Origin of the sequence: Streptomyces capillispiralis, from assembly GCF_007829875.1 — a bacterium.
GTDB lineage: Bacteria > Actinomycetota > Actinomycetes > Streptomycetales > Streptomycetaceae > Streptomyces > Streptomyces capillispiralis.
Genome location: NZ_VIWV01000001.1, coordinates 4,854,568 through 4,874,766, shown reverse-complemented (window position 1 = coordinate 4,874,766; position 20,199 = coordinate 4,854,568). Strand labels below are relative to the sequence as shown.

Sequence of the window (20,199 nt, the reverse complement as noted above, 5' to 3'; positions counted from 1 at the left end):
TCCGGGGCCATCGGTGTGAACCCCACGTAGGCAGCCGCGTCACACCGGGGTGTGATGATCGTATGGATACGGGGTGTGACGCACAGTGTGCGCCATGGACGACAAGCCTTGTGAGCCCCGGGAGAGGCCCGGTGAGACCCGGGAGGAGCCGGGTGCGACCCCGGAGCAGGCCGATGGGACCGAGCAGGAGCCCGGTGGGGCCCCTGAGCATGCCGGTGGCCCCCGGGAGGAGCCGGCCGCGACCCCGGAGCAGGCCGATGGGATCGAGCAGGAGCCCGGTGGGGCCCCTGAGCATGCCGGTGGCCCCCAGGAGGAGCCGGCCGCGACCCCGGAGCAGGCCGATGGGATCGAGCAGGAGCCCGGTGGGACCCCGGAGCAGCCCGGTGGCCCCCAGGAGGAGCCTGCCGCGACCCCGGAGCCGGCCGGTCGGGAGACCGGGCAGGAGTCCGGTGCGGCGCGGAAGCGGGGGAGGCGCCGGGCGCTGCTCGCCTCCGTCGCCGGATGTGCCGTGCTGGGCGGGGGGCTGGCGCTGCTGCCCTGGGACGGAGGGGGGCCGCCCGCGGTGGAGCCCGGGGCGCGGGCGCTGGCGGCGGTCACCAGCGGGGTGCCGGCCGCGCTGCCCGACCTGGCGGCGCTGGTCGAGGAGCGCGAGCGGCATCTGCGCACGCACCCGAGGGACGCCCACGCCTGGGCGGTGCTCGGCTCGGCCCGGGTGGAGCAGGGGCTGCGGCTGGCGGACCCGGCGTACTGGTCGCGCGCGGAGAAGGCGCTGCGCACCTCGCTGAAGGTGCGGCCGAAGGGCAACGCCCCGGCGCTGCGCGGGCTGGCGGTGCTGGCGAACGCCCGCCGGGACTTCGCCGAGGCGCGCGCCTGGGGCGAGCAGGCGCGGAAACTGGAGCCGAAGCGGTGGACGACGTATCCGCCGCTGATCGAGGCGGCCGCGGGGCTCGGTGACGACGAGGAGACGGCGAAGCTGCTGGAGCGGCTGACCGAGCTGCGCGACGGTCCGGCCGTGATGGCGCGTGCGGCGGCCGTCTACCGGGACCGGGGCTGGCGGGAGGACGCCGCGGCCAAGCTGGCCGACGCGGCCGCGGCCGCCGGGGAGCCGGCCGAGCGGGCGGCGTACCTGGAGCGGGCCGGGCAGCTCGCCTGGGAGCGCGGCGACCGCGAGGACGCGCTGCGGCACTTCCAGGAGGCGGTGCGCATCGATCCCGACCAGCGGGCGGCGCAGGCCGGCCAGGGCAGGGCGCTGGCGTCCCTGGGCCGGATGACGGAGGCGCTCAGCGCCTACCGGGTGGCGCTGGCCAAGCAGCCGCGGCCCGAGTACGCGCTGGAGCTGGGCGAGCTGTACGAGTCGCTGGGGCTGCGGCAGGCGGCCGGGGTGCAGTACGGCCTGCTGCGGGAGCGGGTGCGGCTGGCCGCCGCGCACGGGGCCGACGAGGAACTGGTGCTCGGCCGGTTCGAGGCGGACCACGGGGACGCGCGGGCGGCGGTGCGGCGGCTGCGGGCGGAGTGGAAGCGGCAGCCGTCGACGGCGGTGGCGGACGCGCTGGGGTGGGCGCTGCACCGGGCGGGCCGGTCGAAGGAGGCGCTGCCGTTCGCGGTGCGGGCGACGGAGGGCACGCGGGGCGGCGGGGTGCGCAGCGCGCTGTACGTGTTCCACCGGGGCATGATCGAGCGGGAGGTGGAGCGGTACGGGGCGGCGCGGCGGCATCTGCGGGAGGCGTTGCGGATCAACCCGTACTTCTCGCCGTTGCGGGTGCCGCGGGCGAAGGCGGCACTGGCCCGCCTGGGGGAACCGTCCGTCCAGGCGGGGCCCGAGTCCTCCTGAGGCCCGGCGCGCTCGCGGGGCCTACAGGTTGCCGCGCTTGGCCTGCTCCCGCTCGATGGCCTCGAAGAGGGCCTTGAAGTTGCCCTTGCCGAAGCCCATCGAGCCGTGCCGCTCGATGAGTTCGAAGAAGACCGTCGGGCGGTCCTGGACCGGCTTGGTGAAGATCTGCAGCAGGTAGCCGTCCTCGTCGCGGTCGACGAGGATCTTCAGCTCGCGCAGCGTCTCGACCGGCACCCGCGTCTCGCCCGCCCACTCACCGAGCGTGTCGTAGTAGGAGTCGGGGGTGTCCAGGAAGCGCACGCCGGAGGCGCGCATCCGGCGGACCGTCTGCACGATGTCGTTGGTGTTCAGCGCGATGTGCTGGACGCCGGCGCCGCCGTAGAACTCCAGGTACTCGTCGATCTGGGACTTCTTCTTGGCGATGGCGGGCTCGTTGATCGGGAACTTGACCTTCAGCGTCCCGTCCGCGACCACCTTCGACATCAGCGCGCTGTACTCGGTGGCGATGTCGTCGCCCACGAACTCCTTCATGTTCGTGAAGCCCATGACCTTGTTGTAGAACGCGACCCACTCGTTCATCCGGCCGAGCTCGACGTTGCCGACGCAGTGGTCGATGGCCTGGAAGGTGCGCTGGGCCGGCGGCTCCACGATCGGGTCGGCGGCGACGTAGCCGGGCAGGTAGGGGCCGTCGTAGCCGCCGCGCTCGACCAGGGTGTGGCGGGTCTTGCCGTAGGTGGCGATCGCGGCCAGGACCACGGTGCCGTGCTCGTCCTTCAGCTCGTACGGCTCCGCGACGGAGCGGGCGCCGTGCTCGACGGCGTAGGCGTACGCGGCGCGCGCGTCCGGCACCTCGATGGCGAGGTCGACGACGCCGTCGCCGTGCGCGGCCACGTGCTCGGCGAGGAAGGCGCCCCACTCGGTGGACTGCTTGATCACCGAGGTGAGGACGAACCGGGCGGAGCCGTTCTCCAGGACGTAGCTCGCGGTCTCGCGGCTGCCGTTCTCCGGTCCGGAGTAGGCGACCAGCTTCATGCCGAAGGCGGTGGAGTAGTAGTGCGCCGCCTGCTTGGCGTTGCCCACGGCGAAGACGACCGCGTCCATTCCCTTGACCGGGAAGGGGTCGGCCTGCCGGGCGGTCGCTGCGGGAGTGTGGTGTGTGGTCTGCGTCATAGTGGCAGGGTGGGCCAACCCTGCAAGGTGCGCAATAGTTCGCCCGATCACTGGGCAACATGCATAGTCGTACGCCCGTATCGGCGGGCTGTGTGTACAGGATGACCACCGGGGAGACGGACATGGCGATCGATCATCTGGACGGGCGGATCATCCTGCTGCTGGCGCGGGAGCCGAGGATCGGCGTGCTGGAGATGTCCCGGCGGCTCGGGGTGGCGCGCGGGACCGTGCAGGCCCGGCTGGACCGGCTTCAGTCGAACGGAGTCATCCGCGGATTCGGACCCCAGGTGGATCCGGCGGCCCTCGGATACCCGGTGACGGCGTTCGCCACGCTGCAGATCCGGCAGGGTCAAGGAGCCGACGTACGGGCCCACTTGGCGACCGTGCCGGAGGTGCTGGAGCTGCACACCACCACCGGCACCGGGGACATGCTGTGCCGGCTGGTGGCGCGCTCCAACGCCGATCTCCAGCGGGTGATCGACCGCGTCGTCGGTTTTGATGGCATCGTCCGGGCCTCCACGGCGATCGTCATGGAGAACCCCGTTCCGCTGCGGATCATCCCGCTGGTGGAACAGGCGTCGCTCGGCGAGTGACCCGACCTGGCCGAGCTGGGGTGAGCGGACGTGAACTTCTGGGAGTACCTGGGCAACCGCCATCAGCAGCTGCTCACCGACGCGTTCCAGCACGCCAGCGCCGTCTTCCAGTGCATGGTGGTGGCGACCGTGCTCGGTGTGCTGATCGGGGTGGCCACCTACCGCAGCGAGTGGGCGGGCAACCTCGCCACCACCGCCACCGCGACCCTGCTGACCATCCCGGCGCTGGCCATGATCGGTCTGCTGATCCCGGTCGTGGGGCTCGGTGTGCCGCCGACGGTGATCGCGCTGACCCTGTACGGGCTGCTGCCGATCGTGCGGAACGCGATCGTGGGGCTGCGCGGGGTCGATCCGTCGCTGGTGGACGCGGCCAAGGGCATCGGCATGTCGCGCGTGGCCCGGCTGGCGCGGGTGGAGCTGCCCCTGGCCTGGCCGCCCATCCTGACCGGCATCCGGGTCTCCACGCAGATGCTGATGGGCATCGCCGCCATCGCCGCCTTCGCCTCCGGTCCCGGCCTCGGGAACCTGATCTTCCGCGGGATCGCCTCGCTGGGCAGCAAGAACGCGCTCAACCAGGTCCTCGCGGGCACCCTCGGAATCATCGTGCTGGCCCTGCTGTTCGACGCCGCGTACGTCCTGATCGGGCGGCTGACCATTCCCAGGGGGATCCGTGGCTGAGACACCACAGACACCACAGGCACCGCGGGCCCCCGGGGCGGCGCCCAGGTCGGTCGGGGCGACCATCGAGCTGGAGGGCCTGACCAAGCGGTATCCGGGCAGCACGCTGCCCGCGGTGGACAACGTCAGCATGGACATCCGGGCGGGCGAGACGGTGGTCTTCGTCGGCCCGTCGGGCTGCGGGAAGTCCACCACGCTGAAGATGATCAACCGGCTGATCGAGCCGACGGGCGGCCGGATCCGCATCGGCGGCGAGGACGTCACCCACATGGACCCGGTGCGGCTGCGCCGCACGATCGGCTACGCGATCCAGGCCAGCGGCCTGTTCCCGCACATGACCGTGGCGCAGAACATCGCGCTGGTGCCGAGGATGCTGCGCTGGCCGGCCGCCCGGGTGCGGGCCCGGGTGGAGGAGATGCTGGACCTGGTCGGCCTGGACCCGGGCGAGTTCCACGGCCGCTATCCGCGTCAGCTGTCCGGCGGCCAGCAGCAGCGGGTGGGCGTGGCGCGGGCGCTCGCGGCGGACCCTCCGGTGCTGCTGATGGACGAGCCGTTCGGCGCGGTCGACCCGATCACCCGGGACCACCTCCAGGACGAGCTGATCCGCCTCCAGCGCGACCTGCACAAGACGATCGTCTTCGTCACCCACGACTTCGACGAGGCGATCAAGATCGGCGACCGGATCGCGGTGCTGCGCGAACGCTCCCACATCGCCCAGTTCGACACCCCGGAGGCGATCCTCACCAACCCCGCCGACGACTTCGTCTCGGGCTTCGTGGGCGCCGGGGCGGCGCTGAAGCGGCTCAACCTCACCCGGGTGCGGGACGTGGAGATCACCGACTACCCGACGGTGACCGTCGACGACCCGCTCCAGCACATCTTCAACCGGCTCCGCTCCGGCGGCACCAACGAGATCCTGCTGCTGGACAAGCAGGGCCGCCCCTACAAGTGGCTGCGGCGCGGCGACCTGATGCGCGCCAAGGGCTCGCTGGCCCGCGCGGGCACCCTGGTCCACGACACGGTGACCCGGGACGCGACCCTGCGGGACGCGCTGGAGGCGGTCCTCACCGACAACACCGGGCGGGTCGCGGTCACCGGGCGGCGCGGCGCGTACGAGGGTGTCGTGGACGTGGAGACGCTGATGAACTCGGTGCACGAACTGCTGGAGGCCGACCGGCTGGAGGCGCGGGAGGCGCAGCACGAGCTGGAGGAGCAGCGGGCCGCGCAGACGCACGCCGAGCAGGAGGGCTTCGGCGGCTTCGGCGGGGAGGCGAAGGCGTGAGGGCCGCGTCCGGACGGCGGCCCGAGGGCGAGCACGAGGTGAAGGGGCTCGCCTTCCGCGACGAGGGCGCCGAGTCCGACGGGGAGGACACCGCTCCCCCGCCGCCGCCGACGCGGCCCCGGGTGACCTGGCAGAAGCTGACGTTCCTGCCGGTGGTGCTGATCGCGGTGCTGCTCGCGACCTGGCTGTGGTTCGAGCAGGCCGACCTCGACGCGCTGACCCGCAACGCGCTGTCCGACGGGCAGGTGTCCAAGGCGCTGTGGCAGCACATCCAGCTCACGGCGATCTCGACGTTCTTCGTGCTGCTCATCGCGATCCCGCTGGGCATCCTGCTGACCCGCGGCATGTTCCGCCGGGCCACCCCGGCCGCGATGGCCGTCGCCAACATGGGCCAGGCCACCCCGGCGATCGGTCTGCTGGCGCTGCTGGTGATCTGGCTCGGCATCGGCCGCAGGGCCGCCCTGATCGGCATCATCGCCTACGCCGTCCTGCCGGTGCTGGCCAACACCATCGCCGGGCTCAGGGCCAACGACCCGACGCTGCTGGAGGCGGCGCGCGGCATCGGCATGTCCCCGCTGGGCGTGCTGACCCGGGTGGAGCTGCCGCTGGCCGTCCCCCTGATCCTCGCCGGTGTGCGCACCGCGCTCGTCCTGAACGTCGGCACGGCGACCCTGGCCACCTTCGGCGGGGGCGGCGGACTCGGCGTGCTGATCACCACCGGGATCACCAGCCAGCGGATGCCGGTGCTGGTGGTGGGCTCCGTCCTCACCGTCGCCCTGGCGCTGCTGGTGGACTGGCTGGCCTCCCTGGCGGAACTGCTGCTGCGGCCGCGCGGTCTGGAGGCGGGCCCATGAGACGGCCGGCACGGCACAGGGGTGCGCTGCTGGCCGCGGCGCTGCTGACGGCCGCCGCGGCGGGCTGCGGACTGACCAGCGGCTCCCCCATGGTCGACGACGTGGAGCCGGGCTCGATCGGCCGGGGCAAGCCGCTGGAGGGCGCGAAACTCACCGTCACCTCCAAGGAGTTCACCGAGCAGCTGATCCTCGGCGCGATCATGGGCATCGCCTTCCAGGCAGCCGGCGCCGAGGTCGTCGACCGGACCGGCATCCAGGGTTCCGTCGGCTCCCGGGAGGCGGTCGTGGGCGGCGAGGCGGACGCCGGGTTCGAGTACACGGGCACGGCGTGGATCACGTACCAGGGCAACAGCAGGCCGATCCCGGACCCTCGGGAGCAGTGGGAGGCGGTGCGCGACGCGGACGAGAAGAACGGCGTGGTCTGGCTGGAGCCGTCGGAGCTGAACAACACGTACGCCCTCGCCATGAACCAGGCGAACTACGAGAAGTACCGCACGCGCACGCTCTCCGACGTGGCCGCGCTGGCGAAGTCCGACCCGGGCGCGGTGACGCTCTGTGTGGAGGGCGAGTTCGCCAACCGCGCGGACGGGCTGCCGGGCATGGAGAAGGCGTACGGGATGGACCTCCCGGCGCGCGACGTCACGCAGATGGACACCGGCATCATCTACACCCAGGCGGCGAAGGGCGCCTGCGCCTACGGCGAGGTCTTCACCACCGACGGGCGCATCAAGTCCATGAACCTGGTGGTGATGGAGGACGACAGGAAGTTCTTCCCCAACTACAACGCGGCGCCGACGGTCAACGCCGACACCTTCGAGGAGTGGCCGGCGATCGCCGACGTCCTCGGCCCGGTCACGGCGAAGCTGGACAACGACGTGGCGCAGACCCTCAACGCCAAGGTGGACGTCGACGGGGAGGACCCGCACGAGGTGGCGCTCGACTGGATGGTGGCGGAAGGGTTCGTCAAGGAGGGGTAGGGGCCGCCGTCAGCAGGCGGGGACCTCGCCCGTGCCCTTCTCCAGCGCGACCAGCGCGTCCACGGCGCCCTTCAGGGTGGTGACCGGGACCAGCCGCAGTCCCTCGGGGAGTTCGGACCGCGCGTCGGAGCACTCGGCCTCGGGCACGAGGAACACGGTGGCGCCGTCCCGCCGGGCCGCCTGCGTCTTCAGGGGGACGCCGCCGACCGCGCCGACGGTGCCGTCCGCGTCGATGGTGCCCGTACCGGCGACGACCCGGCCGCCGGTGAGGTCGCCGCCGCTGCCGTCGCCGTCCAGCTTGTCGACGATGCCGAGGGAGAACAGCAGTCCGGCGCTGGGCCCGCCGACGTCGGCCAGCTTCAGCCGGACGTCGATGTCCTCGTCCGCGCGGCCCAGGTACGCCAGCGCGGCCCGGGTCGCCTCGTCCTGGGACTCCTCCATCTGCTCGCGGTTGTACCGCTCGATCTCCCGGACGCTGTCGCCGCTGGGGTAGACCGAGTCGCGGGGCATGACCGCCTGGTCGGTGCGGAACCAGCCGTCGATGACGTCGGGGAGGTCGACGCGGGTGTCCGGGGAGGTCGCCTCGATCGTCGTCATCCGCAGCTGCCCGCTGGTCTCGCGGACGGGAGCCCCGGTGATCGTGATGACCTGGGTGCCCTTGTTCTCCCCGAGCACGTCCGCGGTCAGCCCGGGCTGCGCCACGGAGAAGGGCAGCGGCGCGAGCCCCGCGGTGGCCAGCAGGGCCACGACGGGCACCGCGAGAGCGGCCAGCTTATGGGGACGCGTGAGACGAGTGAGCACGACGTCATCGTAGCCACGGGGCCCGCGCGCCTCTCCCAGTGCCTCGAAGGGCTGGGAGGTGCCCCCCGGGGGCGGCACGGGCGGGCGCGGCTAGCGGAGGGCTTCCGCGACCTCGCGGGCCGCGTCCATCACGCGTGCCCCCACCCGCTCCGGCACGACCTCCGAGAGCATCACCACACCCACGCTCCCCTCCACCCCCGTGACCCCCAGCAGCGGCGCGGCCGCCCCGCACGCTCCCGCCTCCAGCTCGCCGTGCGTCAGCGTGTACCCGGGGTCGTCCGCCCGCTGCTGGCGGGCCGCGAGGATCGCCTTGCCCGCGGCCCCGCGGTCCAGCGGGTGCCGGAACCCGGCCCGGTAGGCCACGTGGTAGTCCGTCCACGACGGCTCCACCACGGCCACCGCCAGCGCCTCCGCCCCGTCCACCAGCGTCAGGTGCGCGGTCGCGCCGATGTCCTCCGCCAGTGACCGCAGTGCCGGCATCGCCGCCTCGCGCACCAGCGGATGCACCTGCCGGCCCAGCCGCAGCACCCCGAGCCCGACCCGGGCCCGTCCGCCCAGGTCACGGCGGACCAGGGCGTGCTGCTCCAGCGTGGCGAGCAACCGGTATACGACGGTCCGGTTCACGCCCAGTTTGTGGGAAAGCTCGGTGACGGTCAGCCCGTGGTCCGTGTCGGCCAGCAGCTTGAGGACACGCAGTCCCCTGTCGAGCGTCTGAGAGGTCTCCGCGGTCACGACGCCCACTCCTTAGTGGTGAGGTCGACGGCCCCCTCGCGGCGGATGCGTCACCGAGTCCCGTCGGTCACGCGCTTCAGAGGCCGCCGATCGGCCGGCGGCCCGGCGGTGTCCCGGGCACAGTCGCTTCACGGCTGCGCTCCGCGGCGGCGCTGCCACGGGGCGTGTGCGTAGCGGGGACAGTAGCGAGCCGGTTCGGTGAGCGGAAGGCTCCGTCCAGAATCCGGGCACCGTGTCGGCAAACTGGTTCCGTTTGCCCCGGTACGTCCCTCCGCCCCGGGCACCACACGGGCCCCTCCGGTCACGGGGTCACCGCATGCGCGTGGCCCACTCCTGCACCTTGGCGATCCGCTGGCGCAGCTGTCCGGCCGTGGCCTCGGCGGAGGGCGGGCCGCCGCAGACCCGGCGCAGCTCGGTGTGGATCACGCCGTGCGGCTTGCCGCTCTGGTGGACGTAGGCGCCGACGAGGGTGTTGAGCTTCTTGCGCAGCTCCATCATCTCCTTGTGGGAGACCACCGGCCGCCGCTCGGCGGGCAGTTCGAGCAGGTCGGCCTCGTCGTCCGGCTTCCTGCGGCTGTGCGCGATCTGCCGGGCCTGCCGCTTCTGCAGCAGCAGCTGCACCTGGTCGGGCTCCAGCAGGCCGGGGATGCCGAGGTAGTCCTGCTCCTCCTCGCTGCCCGGGTGGGCCTGCATGCCGAACTCGGCGCCGTTGTACATCACCCGGTCGAAGACGGCGTCGGACTCCAGCGCCTCGAAGGGCAGCATGTCCTGCTCACCGGTGTCCTCGTCCTGCTCCCGGTTCGCCTCCTCCATCTCCTTCTCGGACTCGGCGTACGGGTCCTCCTCGCCGTCCTTCTTCGGCTTGTCGAGGACGTGGTCGCGCTCGCGCTCCATCTCGTTGGCGAAGGAGAGCAGGTCCGGGACGGTCGGCAGGAACACCGACGCGGTCTCGCCGCGCCGCCGGGACCGCACGAAACGGCCGACGGCCTGGGCGAAGAACAGCGGGGTGGAGATGGTGGTGGCGTACACGCCGACCGCGAGGCGCGGGACGTCGACGCCCTCGGACACCATGCGCACGGCGACCATCCAGCGGTCGTCGCCGCCGCTGAACTCGTCGATCCGCTGGGAGGCGCCGGAGTCGTCGGAGAGCACGAGGGTGGCCTTGTGGCCGGTGATGTCGCGGATCAGCTTGGCGTAGGCGCGGGCGGACTCCTGGTCGGAGGCGATGACGAGGGCGCCGGCGTCCGGGATGGCCTTCCTGACCTCGGTGAGCCGCTGGTCGGCGGCGCGCAGCACGGCCGGCATCCACTCGCCGCGCGCGTCGAGCGCGGTGCGCCAGGCCTGGCTGATCGCGTCCTTGGTCATGGGCTCGCCGAGACGGGCCTCGATCTCGTCGCCCGCCTTGGTGCGCCAGCGCATGTTGCCGCTGTACGACATGAAGATCACGGGACGGACGACGCCGTCGGCGAGCGCGGAGCCGTACCCGTAGGTGTAGTCGGCCGCCGACCGCCGGATCCCGTCGTCGCCCTCCTCGTACGTCACGAAGGGGATGGGGTTGGTGTCGGAGCGGAACGGCGTACCGGTGAGCGCGAGGCGCCGGGTGGCCGGCTCGAACGCCTCCAGGCACGCCTCGCCCCAGGACTTGGAGTCACCGGCGTGGTGGATCTCGTCGAGGATGACGAGGGTCTTGCGCTGCTCGACCCGGTTGCGGTGCAGCATGGGGCGCACACCGACACCGGCGTACGTCACGGCGACGCCGTCGTACTCCCTGCCGAGCGGGCCCGCGCTGTACTCGGGGTCGAGCTTGATGCCTATCCGCGCGGCGGCCTCCGCCCACTGCTTCTTCAGGTGCTCGGTCGGCGCGACCACGGTCACCTGCTGCACGACGTGGTGGTGCAGCAGCCAGGAGGCCAGCGTCAGCGCGAAGGTCGTCTTGCCGGCGCCGGGTGTGGCGACCGCCAGGAAGTCACGGGGCTGTGCCTGGATGTACTTCTCCATCGCGCCCTGCTGCCAGGCGCGCAGCTTCCCGGCGGTGCCCCAGGGGGCGCGGCCGGGAAAGGCCGGGGACAGGTGGTGCGAGGCGGAGCTGGCGGTGGTAGTCACGGTCTCCGTTGGGGGGGTCGAGCGGCTCGGCTACGTACGACGACCGGGCCACCCTACCGATGGGCCGGTGGTGTCATCGCCGCTACACGGCCGCACCACCCGAGGGTGGGACCGAGGTCACAGTCGGCGCGGGCGCGGCAGCCAGGTGGCGTCACCCGGTGTCATACGGAGGCCGCCCGCACCCGCGTGGCCACCCACGCGCCCGCCAGGGCCACCGCCGCCATCGGCAGGAAGACCGCCGCGAAGGCGGCCGGGTGGGAGCCGGTGGCCGTGGTGGCGGTGTGGCTCACCGTGCCACCGCCGAGGGCCGCGAAGGCGGCGCCGCCGGCCGCGAGGAGGACGACGTTGGACAGGCCGTCGGAGATCTGGAGGGCGGCGGAGTTGGTGCCGGCCTCCTTCGGGGCGGAGAGCTGGAGCAGCAGCACGCTGGTGGAGGAGATCACCAGGCCCATGCCGAAGCAGCCGAAGCCCCAGGCGACCGCCACCGTCCAGGCCGGCACCGCGTCGATCAGCACGCTCGGGGCCGCCGCGACGGCCGCCGCGACCAGCACCATCCCCAGGGTCATCAGCCGCTCCCGGTACGGCTCCAGCCGGGGCCGCGACTGCACCCAGGAGCCCAGCGCCCAGGTCCCGCCGCCCGCCGCGAGCGAGAACCCGGCGAGGGTCGGGCTGAGCCCGCGCTGGGTGACCAGCATCAGCGGCACGAAGGACTCCGCCGCGATGAAGGAGCCGGCGGCGACGCCGCGCAGCAGCACCACCGAGGGCAGGCCGCGCGCCGCCCGGTAGGTGCCGCGCGGGAGCAGTCCCCGCACCGCCGGGACGAGCAGCGCCACGCCCAGCGCGCCCGGCAGCAGGGAGAGCCAGCGCAGGTCCTGGGCCGCGTACTGGATCAGTCCCGCGCCGGCGGAGATCGCCAGCGCGAGGCGGATGCGGCGGCCGTCGAAGGAGGCGGGAGCCTCCCCGCCGTCGCCCACGGGGCCGGACGCCAGGCGCCGTATCTGCGGCAGCGCGAGTGCCAGGGGGAACACCACCAGCGCGGGTATCCCGAGGAACACCCAGCGCCAGCCGATGTGTTCGGTGACCGCGCCGGAGGCGAGCGGGCCGACGACCGACGGGATCACCCAGCTCGCCGCGAACGCGGCCATGATCGCCGGACGCAGCCGCTCCGGGTAGGCCCGGCCGACGATGACGTAGAGCGCGACGATCACCAGTCCGCCGCCGAGCCCCTGCACGGCCCGGCCCAGGATGAACAGCCACATCGCGCCGGCCGTCCCGGAGAGCAGCAGCCCCGCGGCGAAGGAGGCGATGCCCCAGGCCAGCGGCCCGAGCGGGCCGCGCCGGTCGGCCCACTGGCCGGACAGCACCATGCCGAACAGGCTGGTCGTGAAGTACCCGGAGAACGCGAACGCGTACAGCGACACCCCGTCCAGCTCCCGCGCGGCCACCGGCATCGCCGTACCGACCGCGGTCGCCTCGAAGGCGATCAGCAGCACCACGGAGACCACGCCGATGCTGAGCGCCCGGTAGGGGCGGCTCAGCACGGTCGCGCTGTCGGGGCCGGGGGGCGGGGCGGGGACGTCGGCGGTCCCGGCGACACCGGTGTCGTGCGGATGCGGGGTGGTCATGCCGGTCAGCGTAAGGGCCACGAAACGGTTTGACCCCTGTCGGGGTGGTGGGACGGGACCGGGACCTTGGTCGTAGGCCGGCGCCGCGGAATGCCCTTGAGCGCCGGGTCACCCGCGGCGTAGGGTCGTGCTCCGGTCGGCAACGGCGGGGCGCCGCACGGCACTTCGCCGCCGACACGACCGTGTGCCCGAGTGGTCCCAGGGACTCGCCTGCACAGCGAGGTACGCGGGTTCGAATCCCGCCACGGTCTCCGGTGCCCGACGCCCCGGAACGGCCCTGCCCGGTCCGGGGCCGGGCCCCTGTCCGGGTCCCGGCCCTGGTCCGTCCGGGCGTGCCCTCAGAGCACTCCGCCCGCCTCGTCCTGGAACAGCTCCGTCCAGTAGTGCCAGTCCGCGTCGGCGGTGGTGCCCGTCGGGTCGATGGACGACAGGACCTGGATCATCGTCAGGGCGAGCTGGTCGTAGGTGTCGGAGGTCAGGGCGTGGCCCGACTCCTCGTCGATGGTGTGCTCGCGGTGCAGCAGCCAGAGGGTGAAGGCGAGGGTGGAGATGTCCGTGTTCAGGGGGTGGAGGGCGGAGTCCGACTCGCTCCAGCTGAGGACCGCGCCCGTGGCGCCGTCGACGACCAGGCTGTGGTCGTCGACCAGGTGGCCCAGGCGGATCAGCTGCTCGGGCCGGGCGGGCAGGCGGTCGTCGGGGAGGTCGCGCTCGTCGGCGTAGAACTCCGCGAGCGTGCGCAGCGGCAGGTCGGTGTCCAGCTGGAAGAGGAAGCCGTCCTCCGGGAGGCCCGTCCCGCACAGGAAGCGGCGGGTCGGTTCGTGCGTGAGCGTCGCGGGGAAGTCGACCTCCTCGAAGCGGACCACGCCGCCCCGGCCGAACTCCTGGTCCAGCAGGCGGACGGGAAGGTCCAGGGCCAGGCCCGAGGCGGTGCCGGGGCCCGCCACCAGGGCCAGGGGGCGGATCAGCGCGGCCATCCTCCAGAACGGCGCCGGCTCGCCGTCCGCGCCCTCCTCGAACACCGCGAGCAGCCGGCGGGACGCCTCCGCGACCGCCTCGGTGCCGTACCGGCCCGCCTGGTCGGCGAACTGGCCGCGCAGACCGGCCAGTTCGTCCGTCGCCGCGGCGAACCGCACCAGGGTCGGCAGGGACGGGGCGAGCGGCCGGCGGTCCATCAGGTCGGTGCGGTCGTGCAGGAAGTGCGTCGTCGAGACCTCCCCGGTCACCCCGTCGAGCAGCACCGACTCCGTGTCCAGACCGGCCGGGCCCAGCAGCCCGCCGATGACCAGCTGGTCCCGCAGCTCCGCGGAGAGCCGGCCGCCGGGGTCGCCGGCCGCGTCGGCCACCGTGCGCGGGCCGCCCTGCCGCGTCAGCGCGGCGAAGCTGAACAGGCCGCTGTCCACGGGCAGTCCGGGGTCGGCCAGCCAGCGGCGCGTGGACGCGTGCGTGATGCGGAGATCGAGGTCGGCGTCGGTGAGTGTGATCGCCGCTGTGGCGACGGTGTCCGTCGTGCTCATGATTCCCCCGCGATACGTGTGCTTCGTCCCGGGCCCGCGAACGCCCTGCCCCGGGCAGGACGGCCCATGCCCCCCGCGGGCCCGGCACCGTCCCCCACCACTCGGAACACTACGCGCCACCACTGACAACGCCCCCGGGCCGAGGCCGGCGACGACCGACCGGGCACCCCTGTCACTGAAGACGCCCGGGCACCCCCGTGCGTTGCCTCCCCCGCGAGGATCGTCCGCGACGGACCGCCTCCGGGGTCACCACGCCACCGCGGGGTCAGCCGCCGGTCACCACCGCGGCCTGCGGGCGGATCGGCAGGCGGTTCACCGGGCGGCCCGTGGCGGCCCGGACGGCGGAGGCGACGGCCGCCGGCGAGGTCACCACCGGCACCGCGCTGACCGCCTTCGCCCCGAACGGCGCGACCACGTCCCGCTCCTCGACCAGCTTCACGATGTGGATGTCCGGCGCGTCCAGCGCGGTCGGCAGCGCGTACCCGGTCAGGTCCGGGTGGCGGACCAGACCGCGCGGGGTGCGCAGGTTCTCGGTGAGCGCGGCGCCCACGCCCTGGGTCAGCCCCGCCTCGATCCGGGCGGCGAGCTGCGCCGGGTTGAGCACCCGGCCCACGTCCTGGGCGACCGCCAGCTCCACCACCCGTACCGAGCCGAGCTCGATGTCGACGTCGACCACCGCGCGGATCGCGCAGAACGCCATGCCCACGAAGGCGTCGCCCTGCCCGGACTCGTCCAGCGGCTCCGTCGGGTGCGGGCGGCACTGGGCGGTGGCCCACAGTTCCTTGCCGTCCATCGCCTCCGTGACGGTCGTCGACAGCACACCGTCGTACGAGGTGATCCTGCCGTCGGTGATCTGCAGCAGTTCGGTGGACATGCCGAACTTGTGGGCCAGCGGCTGGAGGAGCTGGGTGCGGACCATCTTCGCCGCGCGTTCCACCGCGCCGCCCGACACCCAGGTGTGCCGGCCCCGGCAGCCCGCGCCGGCCGGCGGCTGGTCGGTGTCCACGGGCACCACGTGCACCTCGTCGACACCGAGGATCTCCTGCACGATCTGCCGGGCCAGGGTGGAGAAGCCCTGCCCGGTCTCCACCGCCGCGCACAGCACCGTCGCCACACCGCCCTGCACCCGCACGGTGGCCGTGGACACCTCGTCCGCGCCCTCCGCGCCGAGCATGTGCACCATGCCCAGGCCGTAGCCCACGCCGCGGCGCACCGCGCCCGGTTCGCCCGCGCCCTCGGGGCCGCCGGGCAGCAGCCACTCGTCCTCGGGGGTGTCCTTCGGCAGCGGCGGCAGCGGGAAGTCCCGTACCGCCTCCAGGAGTTCGGCGACCGGGGCCGGGCAGGTCACGGTCTGGCCGGTGGGCAGGACGTCGCCGGTGGCCATGACGTTGCGCAGGCGCAGCTCCGCCGGGTCGGTGCCGAGCTTCTTGGCGAGCTTGTCCATCTGCGCCTCGTAGGCGGCGCACACCTGCATCGCGCCCTCGCCGCGCACATGGCCGGAGGGCGGGTTGTTGGTGCGCACCGCCCAGCCCTCGATGAACGCGTTCGGCACGACGTACGGCCCGCAGGCGAAGGCGACGGCGGCGGCCAGGGCGTCGGCGGAGGTGTCCGCGTAGGCGCCCGCGTCGAGCAGGATCTGCGCCTCGACCTTGACCAGCCGGCCCTCGGCGTCGGCGTGGTGGCGGTAGCGCAGCAGGGTGGGGTGGCGGTGGGCGTGGCCGAGGAAGGACTCCTCGCGGGTGGCGGTGAGCTTGACCGGGCAGCCGGTCTTCAGCGCCAGCAGGCCGAGCGGCAACTGGAAGCTCTGGTCCTCGCGGTCGGCGGTGGCGCCCGGCACCCCGGTGACGACGACCTTCACCCGATCGGGTTCCAGGCCGAACGCGGCGGCGGCGGTGTCGCGGTCGCCGTGCGGGTCGGTGGAGGCCAGGTACAGCTCGACGCCGCCGTCCGGGCGGGGCACGGCGAGTCCGGCCTCGGCGCCGATGGGGGCGGGGTCCTGGCGGCCGATGCGGTACAGGCCCTCGACGACGACCTCGCCGGCCGCCTCGGGGTCGCCGTGGCGCAGCGGGATGTGCCGGATCAGGTTGCCGTCCGGGTGCAGCGGTTCGGCCTCGAAGGCCTGCTCGGGGTCGGTCACCGGGTCGAGCACCTCGTACTCGACGATGACGGCGGCGGCGGCCATCCGCGCGGTGTCCGGGTGGTCGGCGGCGACGGCCGCGATGGGCTCGCCGTGGTGGCGCACCACCTCGGAGGCGAAGACCGGGCGGTCGGCCTTGCCGCGGCCGTGCACCGGGGTGCCGGGGACGTCCTCGTGGGTGACGACCGCGCGGACGCCGGGCATCTCCCGCGCGTGGGTGGTGTCGATGGACACGATCCGCGCGTGCGGGTGCGGCGAGCGCAGCACGGCCGCCCACAGCAGGCCCTCGGCCCACAGGTCGGCGGCGTACGGGAAGGTGCCCTCGGTCTTGGCGCGGGCGTCGGCGGCCGGCAGGGAGACGCCGAGTCCGCGCGGCACCGCTTCCGGATCGGGGGCGGCCTCCGCGACCTGTGCGGCCTGCGCGGTGGCTGCTTCGTTGCTCACGCCTGGCCTCCGTCCTGGCCGTGGTCCCGGTCATGGGGTTCGGGGGTGTGGAACGCCGAGGGGTTGACCCCGCCGGCGCCGGGTCCCGCCTGGTGCGGGATGCGGGGCGTGTCCGCCTCGCCGTCCGGGCCGGACTCGGGGGACTCGGAGTGCGCCTCGCGTTCGGCGACGACCTCCTTGACGGCGTCCACCACGCCCCGGTAGCCGGAGCAGCGGCACAGGTTGCCGCAGAGGGCCTGGCGGGTCTCCAGCTCGGTGGGGGCGGGGTTGCCCTCCAGGAGGTCGTGCACGGTCATCGCCATGCCCGGTACGCAGAAGCCGCACTGCACGGCGCCGCACCGCGCGAGCGCCCGCTGCACGTCCGAGGGGTGGCCGTCCTGGGCCAGTCCCTCGACGGTACGGACCTCGCTGCCGGCCGCGGTGACGGCCGGGACCAGGCAGGACGCCACGAGCCGGCCGTCGACCTGCACGTTGCAGGCGCCGCACTCGCCCTGCGAGCAGCCGTCCTTGGCGCCGGCCAGCCCGAGCCGCTCGCGCAGCACGTAGAGCAGCGACTCGCCGATCCAGGCGTCGGTGACGGGCCGGTCGGTGCCGTTGACGCGGAGCACGTAGGTGGCCAGGGGGTGGTCGTCGTGCGGGGCACCGGGGGGCGCGGCGTCCGGGGCGGGGGGCTGGGCCGCATCGTCCGGGGCGTCCGCGTCCGCCGTGCCGGGGGCGTCCGGGGTCTCCGCGGCGTCCTCGGTCTCCGGGGCCTCCGCGGCGTCCTGGGCGTCCGTGGCGTCGGGTGCGCCGGAACCGTCGTGCGCCGTCGGGACGGCGGCCCCGTCCGGGGACTCGGCGTCGGCCGCCGGGGCGCTCTCGTCGGCGACGGGGTCCGGCTCGGCGCCGGGCTCCTGGCCGGTCCCGTCGGCGGCGGAGGGCTCCGCGGGGCTCTCGGCGGCCTCAGGGGCCTCGTCGGCGGCCCCGGGGCCCTCAGGGGCCTCCGAGGCCCCAGCGGCCCCGGAAACGGGCGCGGAGGCGTCCTGGCCGCCGGGCTGCGGGTGCTCCCGGGGCGCGGGCGGGGCGCCGTCGGCGGCCTCCGCGTCGGACGGCCACGGCGGTTCCGCGTACCCCTCGACGGGGAACGGCTGCGGCACACCGGCCGACCGGGGCCCCTCGTGCGCGGGCTGCTCGGGGGCGTGACCGGGCGCACCGGAGGGCTCCGGGGCGTGACCGGCGGAGGGCTGCTCGGGGGCGTGACCGGCGGAGGGCTGCTCGGGGGCGTGACCGGGTGCCACGGGGCTGCCCGGCGCGGCGCCCGCCGCGGGGTGTTCCGGGGCGCCGGACGGCTCGGGGTCGTGCCGGTCCGCCGGCCCCGCGGGCGCGTGCGCGTCGTGGTGGGCGGGCTGCCCGTCGTACGCGTCCGGGGCGGACGGCCGGCCGAAGACCGGGCCGTCGCCCGGGGCGGGCTCGCCGTGGGGCCGCGCCGCGACGGCGTCCGCGGGCTGCTCCGGCACCGGACCGGGCACGCCGGAAGGATCCGGCGCGGCACCGGCGCCCGGCAGGTGTTCCGCCCCGCCGGGCCGCTCGGGCGCGTGACCGGCCGCGTGCCGTCCGGCCGCGGACGCGTCGTGGGCGAACCGCCCGTCGTAGGCGTCCGGTCCGGGCGCCTGCTGGTACGCGGGTCCCGCACCGGGCTCCCCGTGGGGCTGCGCCTGCTGCCCGTACTGCTCGTGCGGCACCTGCTCGTACGGCCCGTGCTGCCCGTGCGGTGCCTGCTGGTCGTACTGGTCGTACTGCTCGTGCGCGGGGCCGTGTCCGGTCTCCGGGTGCGCCGGGTCCTGCTCCTGCGGGACCCCCGGCACGCCGGGCCCCCACGGCCGGCCGATGGCCTGGTCGGCCCAGGGGGCCGGGGCGCCGCCCGGGAGGGTGGCCGGCGGGGTGCCGCCCCACTGCTCGACCAGGGCGGACGTGGTGAACTCGCCCGACTCGTCCGGCAGGTCGCCGCCGGCGACGGGGATCGACCACTGGCCGGTGACGTCGTGTCCGGGCGCGGGGTGCTCCGGGCTGCCCGTCTCCTCATAGGTCCACTGCCCGGTGACGCCGGGGTCGTAGGTGAACCGGTCGCCCGTGGCCGCGTCGCCCTCGGCGGCCTGCGGGTCGTGCCACTGGGCGCCGTCGACGGGCGCGCCGGGCGCCGCCCAGGTGCCGGTGGCCGCCGGGTCGATGCCCGCGGTGGTAGCGGGAGTGACCGTTATCTGCGGCGGCACATAGCCGTGCCCCGGCGCCGCGAGCGGGCTCTCCATGGCGTCCAGCAGGGCGTCGATGCCGCCCTCGGGGAGGTTCACGAAGGCCGTGGCGCCGTCGTCGTACTCGCCCTGGGGCAGCGGGTCCCAGCGGCCGCCGCCCGGGGGCGTGCCCTGTCCGTGCTGGTCGTCGGTCACGACAGCGCCCTCCCCAGTGCTCGTCGGGCCAGCGCGGCGACGGTGCGCCGCAGGTGCAGTACCGCGGGCGGTAGTGGTGGGACGGTGCCGTCCTCGCCGGGGGCGGCGTCGGGGATGCAGGCCGCGGCGACGTACTCCCCGAACGCGGTCAGTGCGTCGGGCACGATCGCGCGGTTGTTGTCCCAGTCGATGAGCTGCGCGACCCACTGCTCGGCCTCCAGGGGCCGCAGCGGCATCGGCGCTATGGCGCCCACCGCGCAGCGGACGCCGCGGCGGGCCGGGTCGAGCACCAGGGCGACGGACGCGACCGCGCGGCCGGGGCCGGTGCGGCCGGTCGCCTTCAGGAAGACCTGGGGGGCGTGCAGCAGCGGTACGCGCACGTAGCCGATGAGTTCGCCCGGGCGCAGCAGGTCCATCCCGGCGAGCAGGTGCGACACCGGGATCTCGCGGCGGGCCCCGCCCGGGCCCGCGATGATCAGCGTCGCCTCCAGGGCGGCCAGGACGGGCAGCGCGTCCCCGGTGGGGGCGGCGGAGGCGATGTTGCCGCCCAGGGTGCCGGCGTTGCGGATGTGCGGCGGTCCGGCGGCGCGCGCGGAGGCGGCGAGCGCCGGGATGAGGGCGGCGAAGTCGGGGCGTCCCATCCGCGCGTGGGTGAGACCGGCGCCGAGCAGCGCGTGCCCGTCCAGGTACTGCCAGCCGCGGATCTCGCTGATCCGGCCGAGGCCGACCAGGGCGGCGGGCCTGAGCTGACCGGAGTTGACGGCGGCCATCAGGTCGGTGCCGCCCGCCACGGGCACGGCGGCGGGCACGGCGGTGAGCGCCGCCACCGCCTCGTCCAGGGTCGTCGGCAGTGTCACGGCCTGCGCCGCCTGCGGTGCGTGCGTGCTCAAAACCGGCTGCCCCTTCCCGCTGCCCCACCTGGTCCCACCTGTGCTGCCGTACGGTACGACCTGACAGGGCGGACGTGGCAACTCTGGCACATCTTGGCAGGCGCCGAAGACGGGGGTCCGCTAGGAGGCATTCGCCCACCTCACC

The 20,199-nt window shown here is 74.3% G+C and carries 15 protein-coding genes and 1 tRNA gene; 7 read left to right on the top strand and 9 right to left on the bottom strand.

Translation table 11 applies throughout. The features are described from left to right. Positions 1–94: 94 nt before the first annotated feature. A complete protein-coding gene (locus FHX78_RS21125; RefSeq protein ID WP_244403709.1) occupies positions 95–1,831 on the top strand; it encodes a tetratricopeptide repeat protein in 1,737 nt (578 codons plus the stop codon). 21 nt (positions 1,832–1,852) lie between these two features. On the opposite strand, the gene hppD is transcribed toward FHX78_RS21125, so the two are convergent. Continuing rightward, the gene (gene hppD, locus FHX78_RS21120) at positions 1,853–3,001 is read right to left on the bottom strand and encodes a 4-hydroxyphenylpyruvate dioxygenase (protein ID WP_145868986.1); all 1,149 of its coding nucleotides are present in this window, start codon (positions 2,999–3,001) and stop codon (positions 1,853–1,855) included. 122 nt (positions 3,002–3,123) lie between these two features. On the opposite strand from hppD, the gene FHX78_RS21115 reads away from it, so the two are divergent. From FHX78_RS21115 to FHX78_RS21095, 5 genes are read left to right on the top strand one after another with little or no spacing between them, the layout of a single operon-like run. Beyond that, positions 3,124–3,594 (top strand): Lrp/AsnC family transcriptional regulator, encoded by a 471-nt coding sequence (locus FHX78_RS21115; protein ID WP_037643868.1) that lies wholly within the window; start codon positions 3,124–3,126, stop codon positions 3,592–3,594. 30 nt (positions 3,595–3,624) lie between these two features. Then, positions 3,625–4,272 (top strand): ABC transporter permease, encoded by a 648-nt coding sequence (locus FHX78_RS21110; RefSeq protein ID WP_145868985.1) that lies wholly within the window; start codon positions 3,625–3,627, stop codon positions 4,270–4,272. Next, complete coding sequence (locus FHX78_RS21105; protein ID WP_145868984.1) at positions 4,265–5,554, top strand: ABC transporter ATP-binding protein; 1,290 nt, start codon at positions 4,265–4,267, stop codon at positions 5,552–5,554. Before FHX78_RS21110 ends, FHX78_RS21105 begins: the two co-directional genes overlap by 8 nt. Positions 5,555–5,592: 38 nt before the next feature. Beyond that, a complete protein-coding gene (locus FHX78_RS21100; protein WP_373313131.1) occupies positions 5,593–6,408 on the top strand; it encodes an ABC transporter permease in 816 nt (271 codons plus the stop codon). After that, a complete protein-coding gene (locus FHX78_RS21095; RefSeq protein WP_145868982.1) occupies positions 6,405–7,385 on the top strand; it encodes a glycine betaine ABC transporter substrate-binding protein in 981 nt (326 codons plus the stop codon). Before FHX78_RS21100 ends, FHX78_RS21095 begins: the two co-directional genes overlap by 4 nt. A gap of 9 nt (positions 7,386–7,394) precedes the next feature. Here the strand turns inward: FHX78_RS21095 and FHX78_RS21090 are convergent, their stop codons facing one another. The 4 genes from FHX78_RS21090 to FHX78_RS21075 form a co-directional block, all read right to left on the bottom strand. After that, complete coding sequence (locus FHX78_RS21090; RefSeq protein WP_145868981.1) at positions 7,395–8,186, bottom strand: S16 family serine protease; 792 nt, start codon at positions 8,184–8,186, stop codon at positions 7,395–7,397. Between the two features lie 90 nt (positions 8,187–8,276). Then, on the bottom strand, positions 8,277–8,918 hold the full coding sequence (locus FHX78_RS21085; RefSeq protein WP_145868980.1) for an IclR family transcriptional regulator: 642 nt from the start codon (positions 8,916–8,918) through the stop codon (positions 8,277–8,279). A 309-nt stretch (positions 8,919–9,227) separates the two neighbouring features. Beyond that, positions 9,228–11,021 (bottom strand): DEAD/DEAH box helicase, encoded by a 1,794-nt coding sequence (locus tag FHX78_RS21080; RefSeq protein ID WP_145868979.1) that lies wholly within the window; start codon positions 11,019–11,021, stop codon positions 9,228–9,230. A 161-nt stretch (positions 11,022–11,182) separates the two neighbouring features. After that, the gene (locus FHX78_RS21075; RefSeq protein ID WP_145868978.1) at positions 11,183–12,646 is read right to left on the bottom strand and encodes an MFS transporter; all 1,464 of its coding nucleotides are present in this window, start codon (positions 12,644–12,646) and stop codon (positions 11,183–11,185) included. Positions 12,647–12,824: 178 nt separating this feature from the next. Here FHX78_RS21075 and FHX78_RS21070 point away from each other — a divergent pair. Continuing rightward, positions 12,825–12,897, top strand: a tRNA-Cys gene (locus tag FHX78_RS21070). An 87-nt stretch (positions 12,898–12,984) separates the two neighbouring features. Here the strand turns inward: FHX78_RS21070 and FHX78_RS21065 are convergent. The 4 genes from FHX78_RS21065 to FHX78_RS21050 form a co-directional block, all read right to left on the bottom strand. Further along, positions 12,985–14,160, bottom strand: a complete 1,176-nt coding sequence (locus tag FHX78_RS21065; protein WP_145868977.1) for an SUKH-4 family immunity protein — start codon at positions 14,158–14,160, stop codon at positions 12,985–12,987. Between the two features lie 265 nt (positions 14,161–14,425). Continuing rightward, a complete protein-coding gene (locus tag FHX78_RS21060; RefSeq protein ID WP_145868976.1) occupies positions 14,426–16,741 on the bottom strand; it encodes a xanthine dehydrogenase family protein molybdopterin-binding subunit in 2,316 nt (771 codons plus the stop codon). Continuing rightward, complete coding sequence (locus FHX78_RS21055; protein WP_167531812.1) at positions 16,738–19,164, bottom strand: 2Fe-2S iron-sulfur cluster-binding protein; 2,427 nt, start codon at positions 19,162–19,164, stop codon at positions 16,738–16,740. Before FHX78_RS21055 ends, FHX78_RS21060 begins: the two co-directional genes overlap by 4 nt. Next, entirely contained in the window at positions 19,161–20,054 is an 894-nt protein-coding gene (locus tag FHX78_RS21050; protein WP_145868975.1) for an FAD binding domain-containing protein, read from the bottom strand. Before FHX78_RS21050 ends, FHX78_RS21055 begins: the two co-directional genes overlap by 4 nt. Positions 20,055–20,199 lie beyond the last annotated feature (145 nt).

Bases quoted from the DNA above. Each gene is read 5' to 3' on its own strand.
- FHX78_RS21075 (WP_145868978.1), bottom strand. From the start codon at position 12,646: ATGACCACCCCGCATCCGCACGACACCGGTGTCGCCGGGACCGCCGAC.
- FHX78_RS21095 (WP_145868982.1), top strand. From the start codon at position 6,405: ATGAGACGGCCGGCACGGCACAGGGGTGCGCTGCTGGCCGCGGCGCTG.
- FHX78_RS21115 (WP_037643868.1), top strand. From the start codon at position 3,124: ATGGCGATCGATCATCTGGACGGGCGGATCATCCTGCTGCTGGCGCGG.
- FHX78_RS21125 (WP_244403709.1), top strand. From the start codon at position 95: ATGGACGACAAGCCTTGTGAGCCCCGGGAGAGGCCCGGTGAGACCCGG.
- hppD (WP_145868986.1), bottom strand. From the start codon at position 3,001: ATGACGCAGACCACACACCACACTCCCGCAGCGACCGCCCGGCAGGCC.
- FHX78_RS21065 (WP_145868977.1), bottom strand. From the start codon at position 14,160: ATGAGCACGACGGACACCGTCGCCACAGCGGCGATCACACTCACCGAC.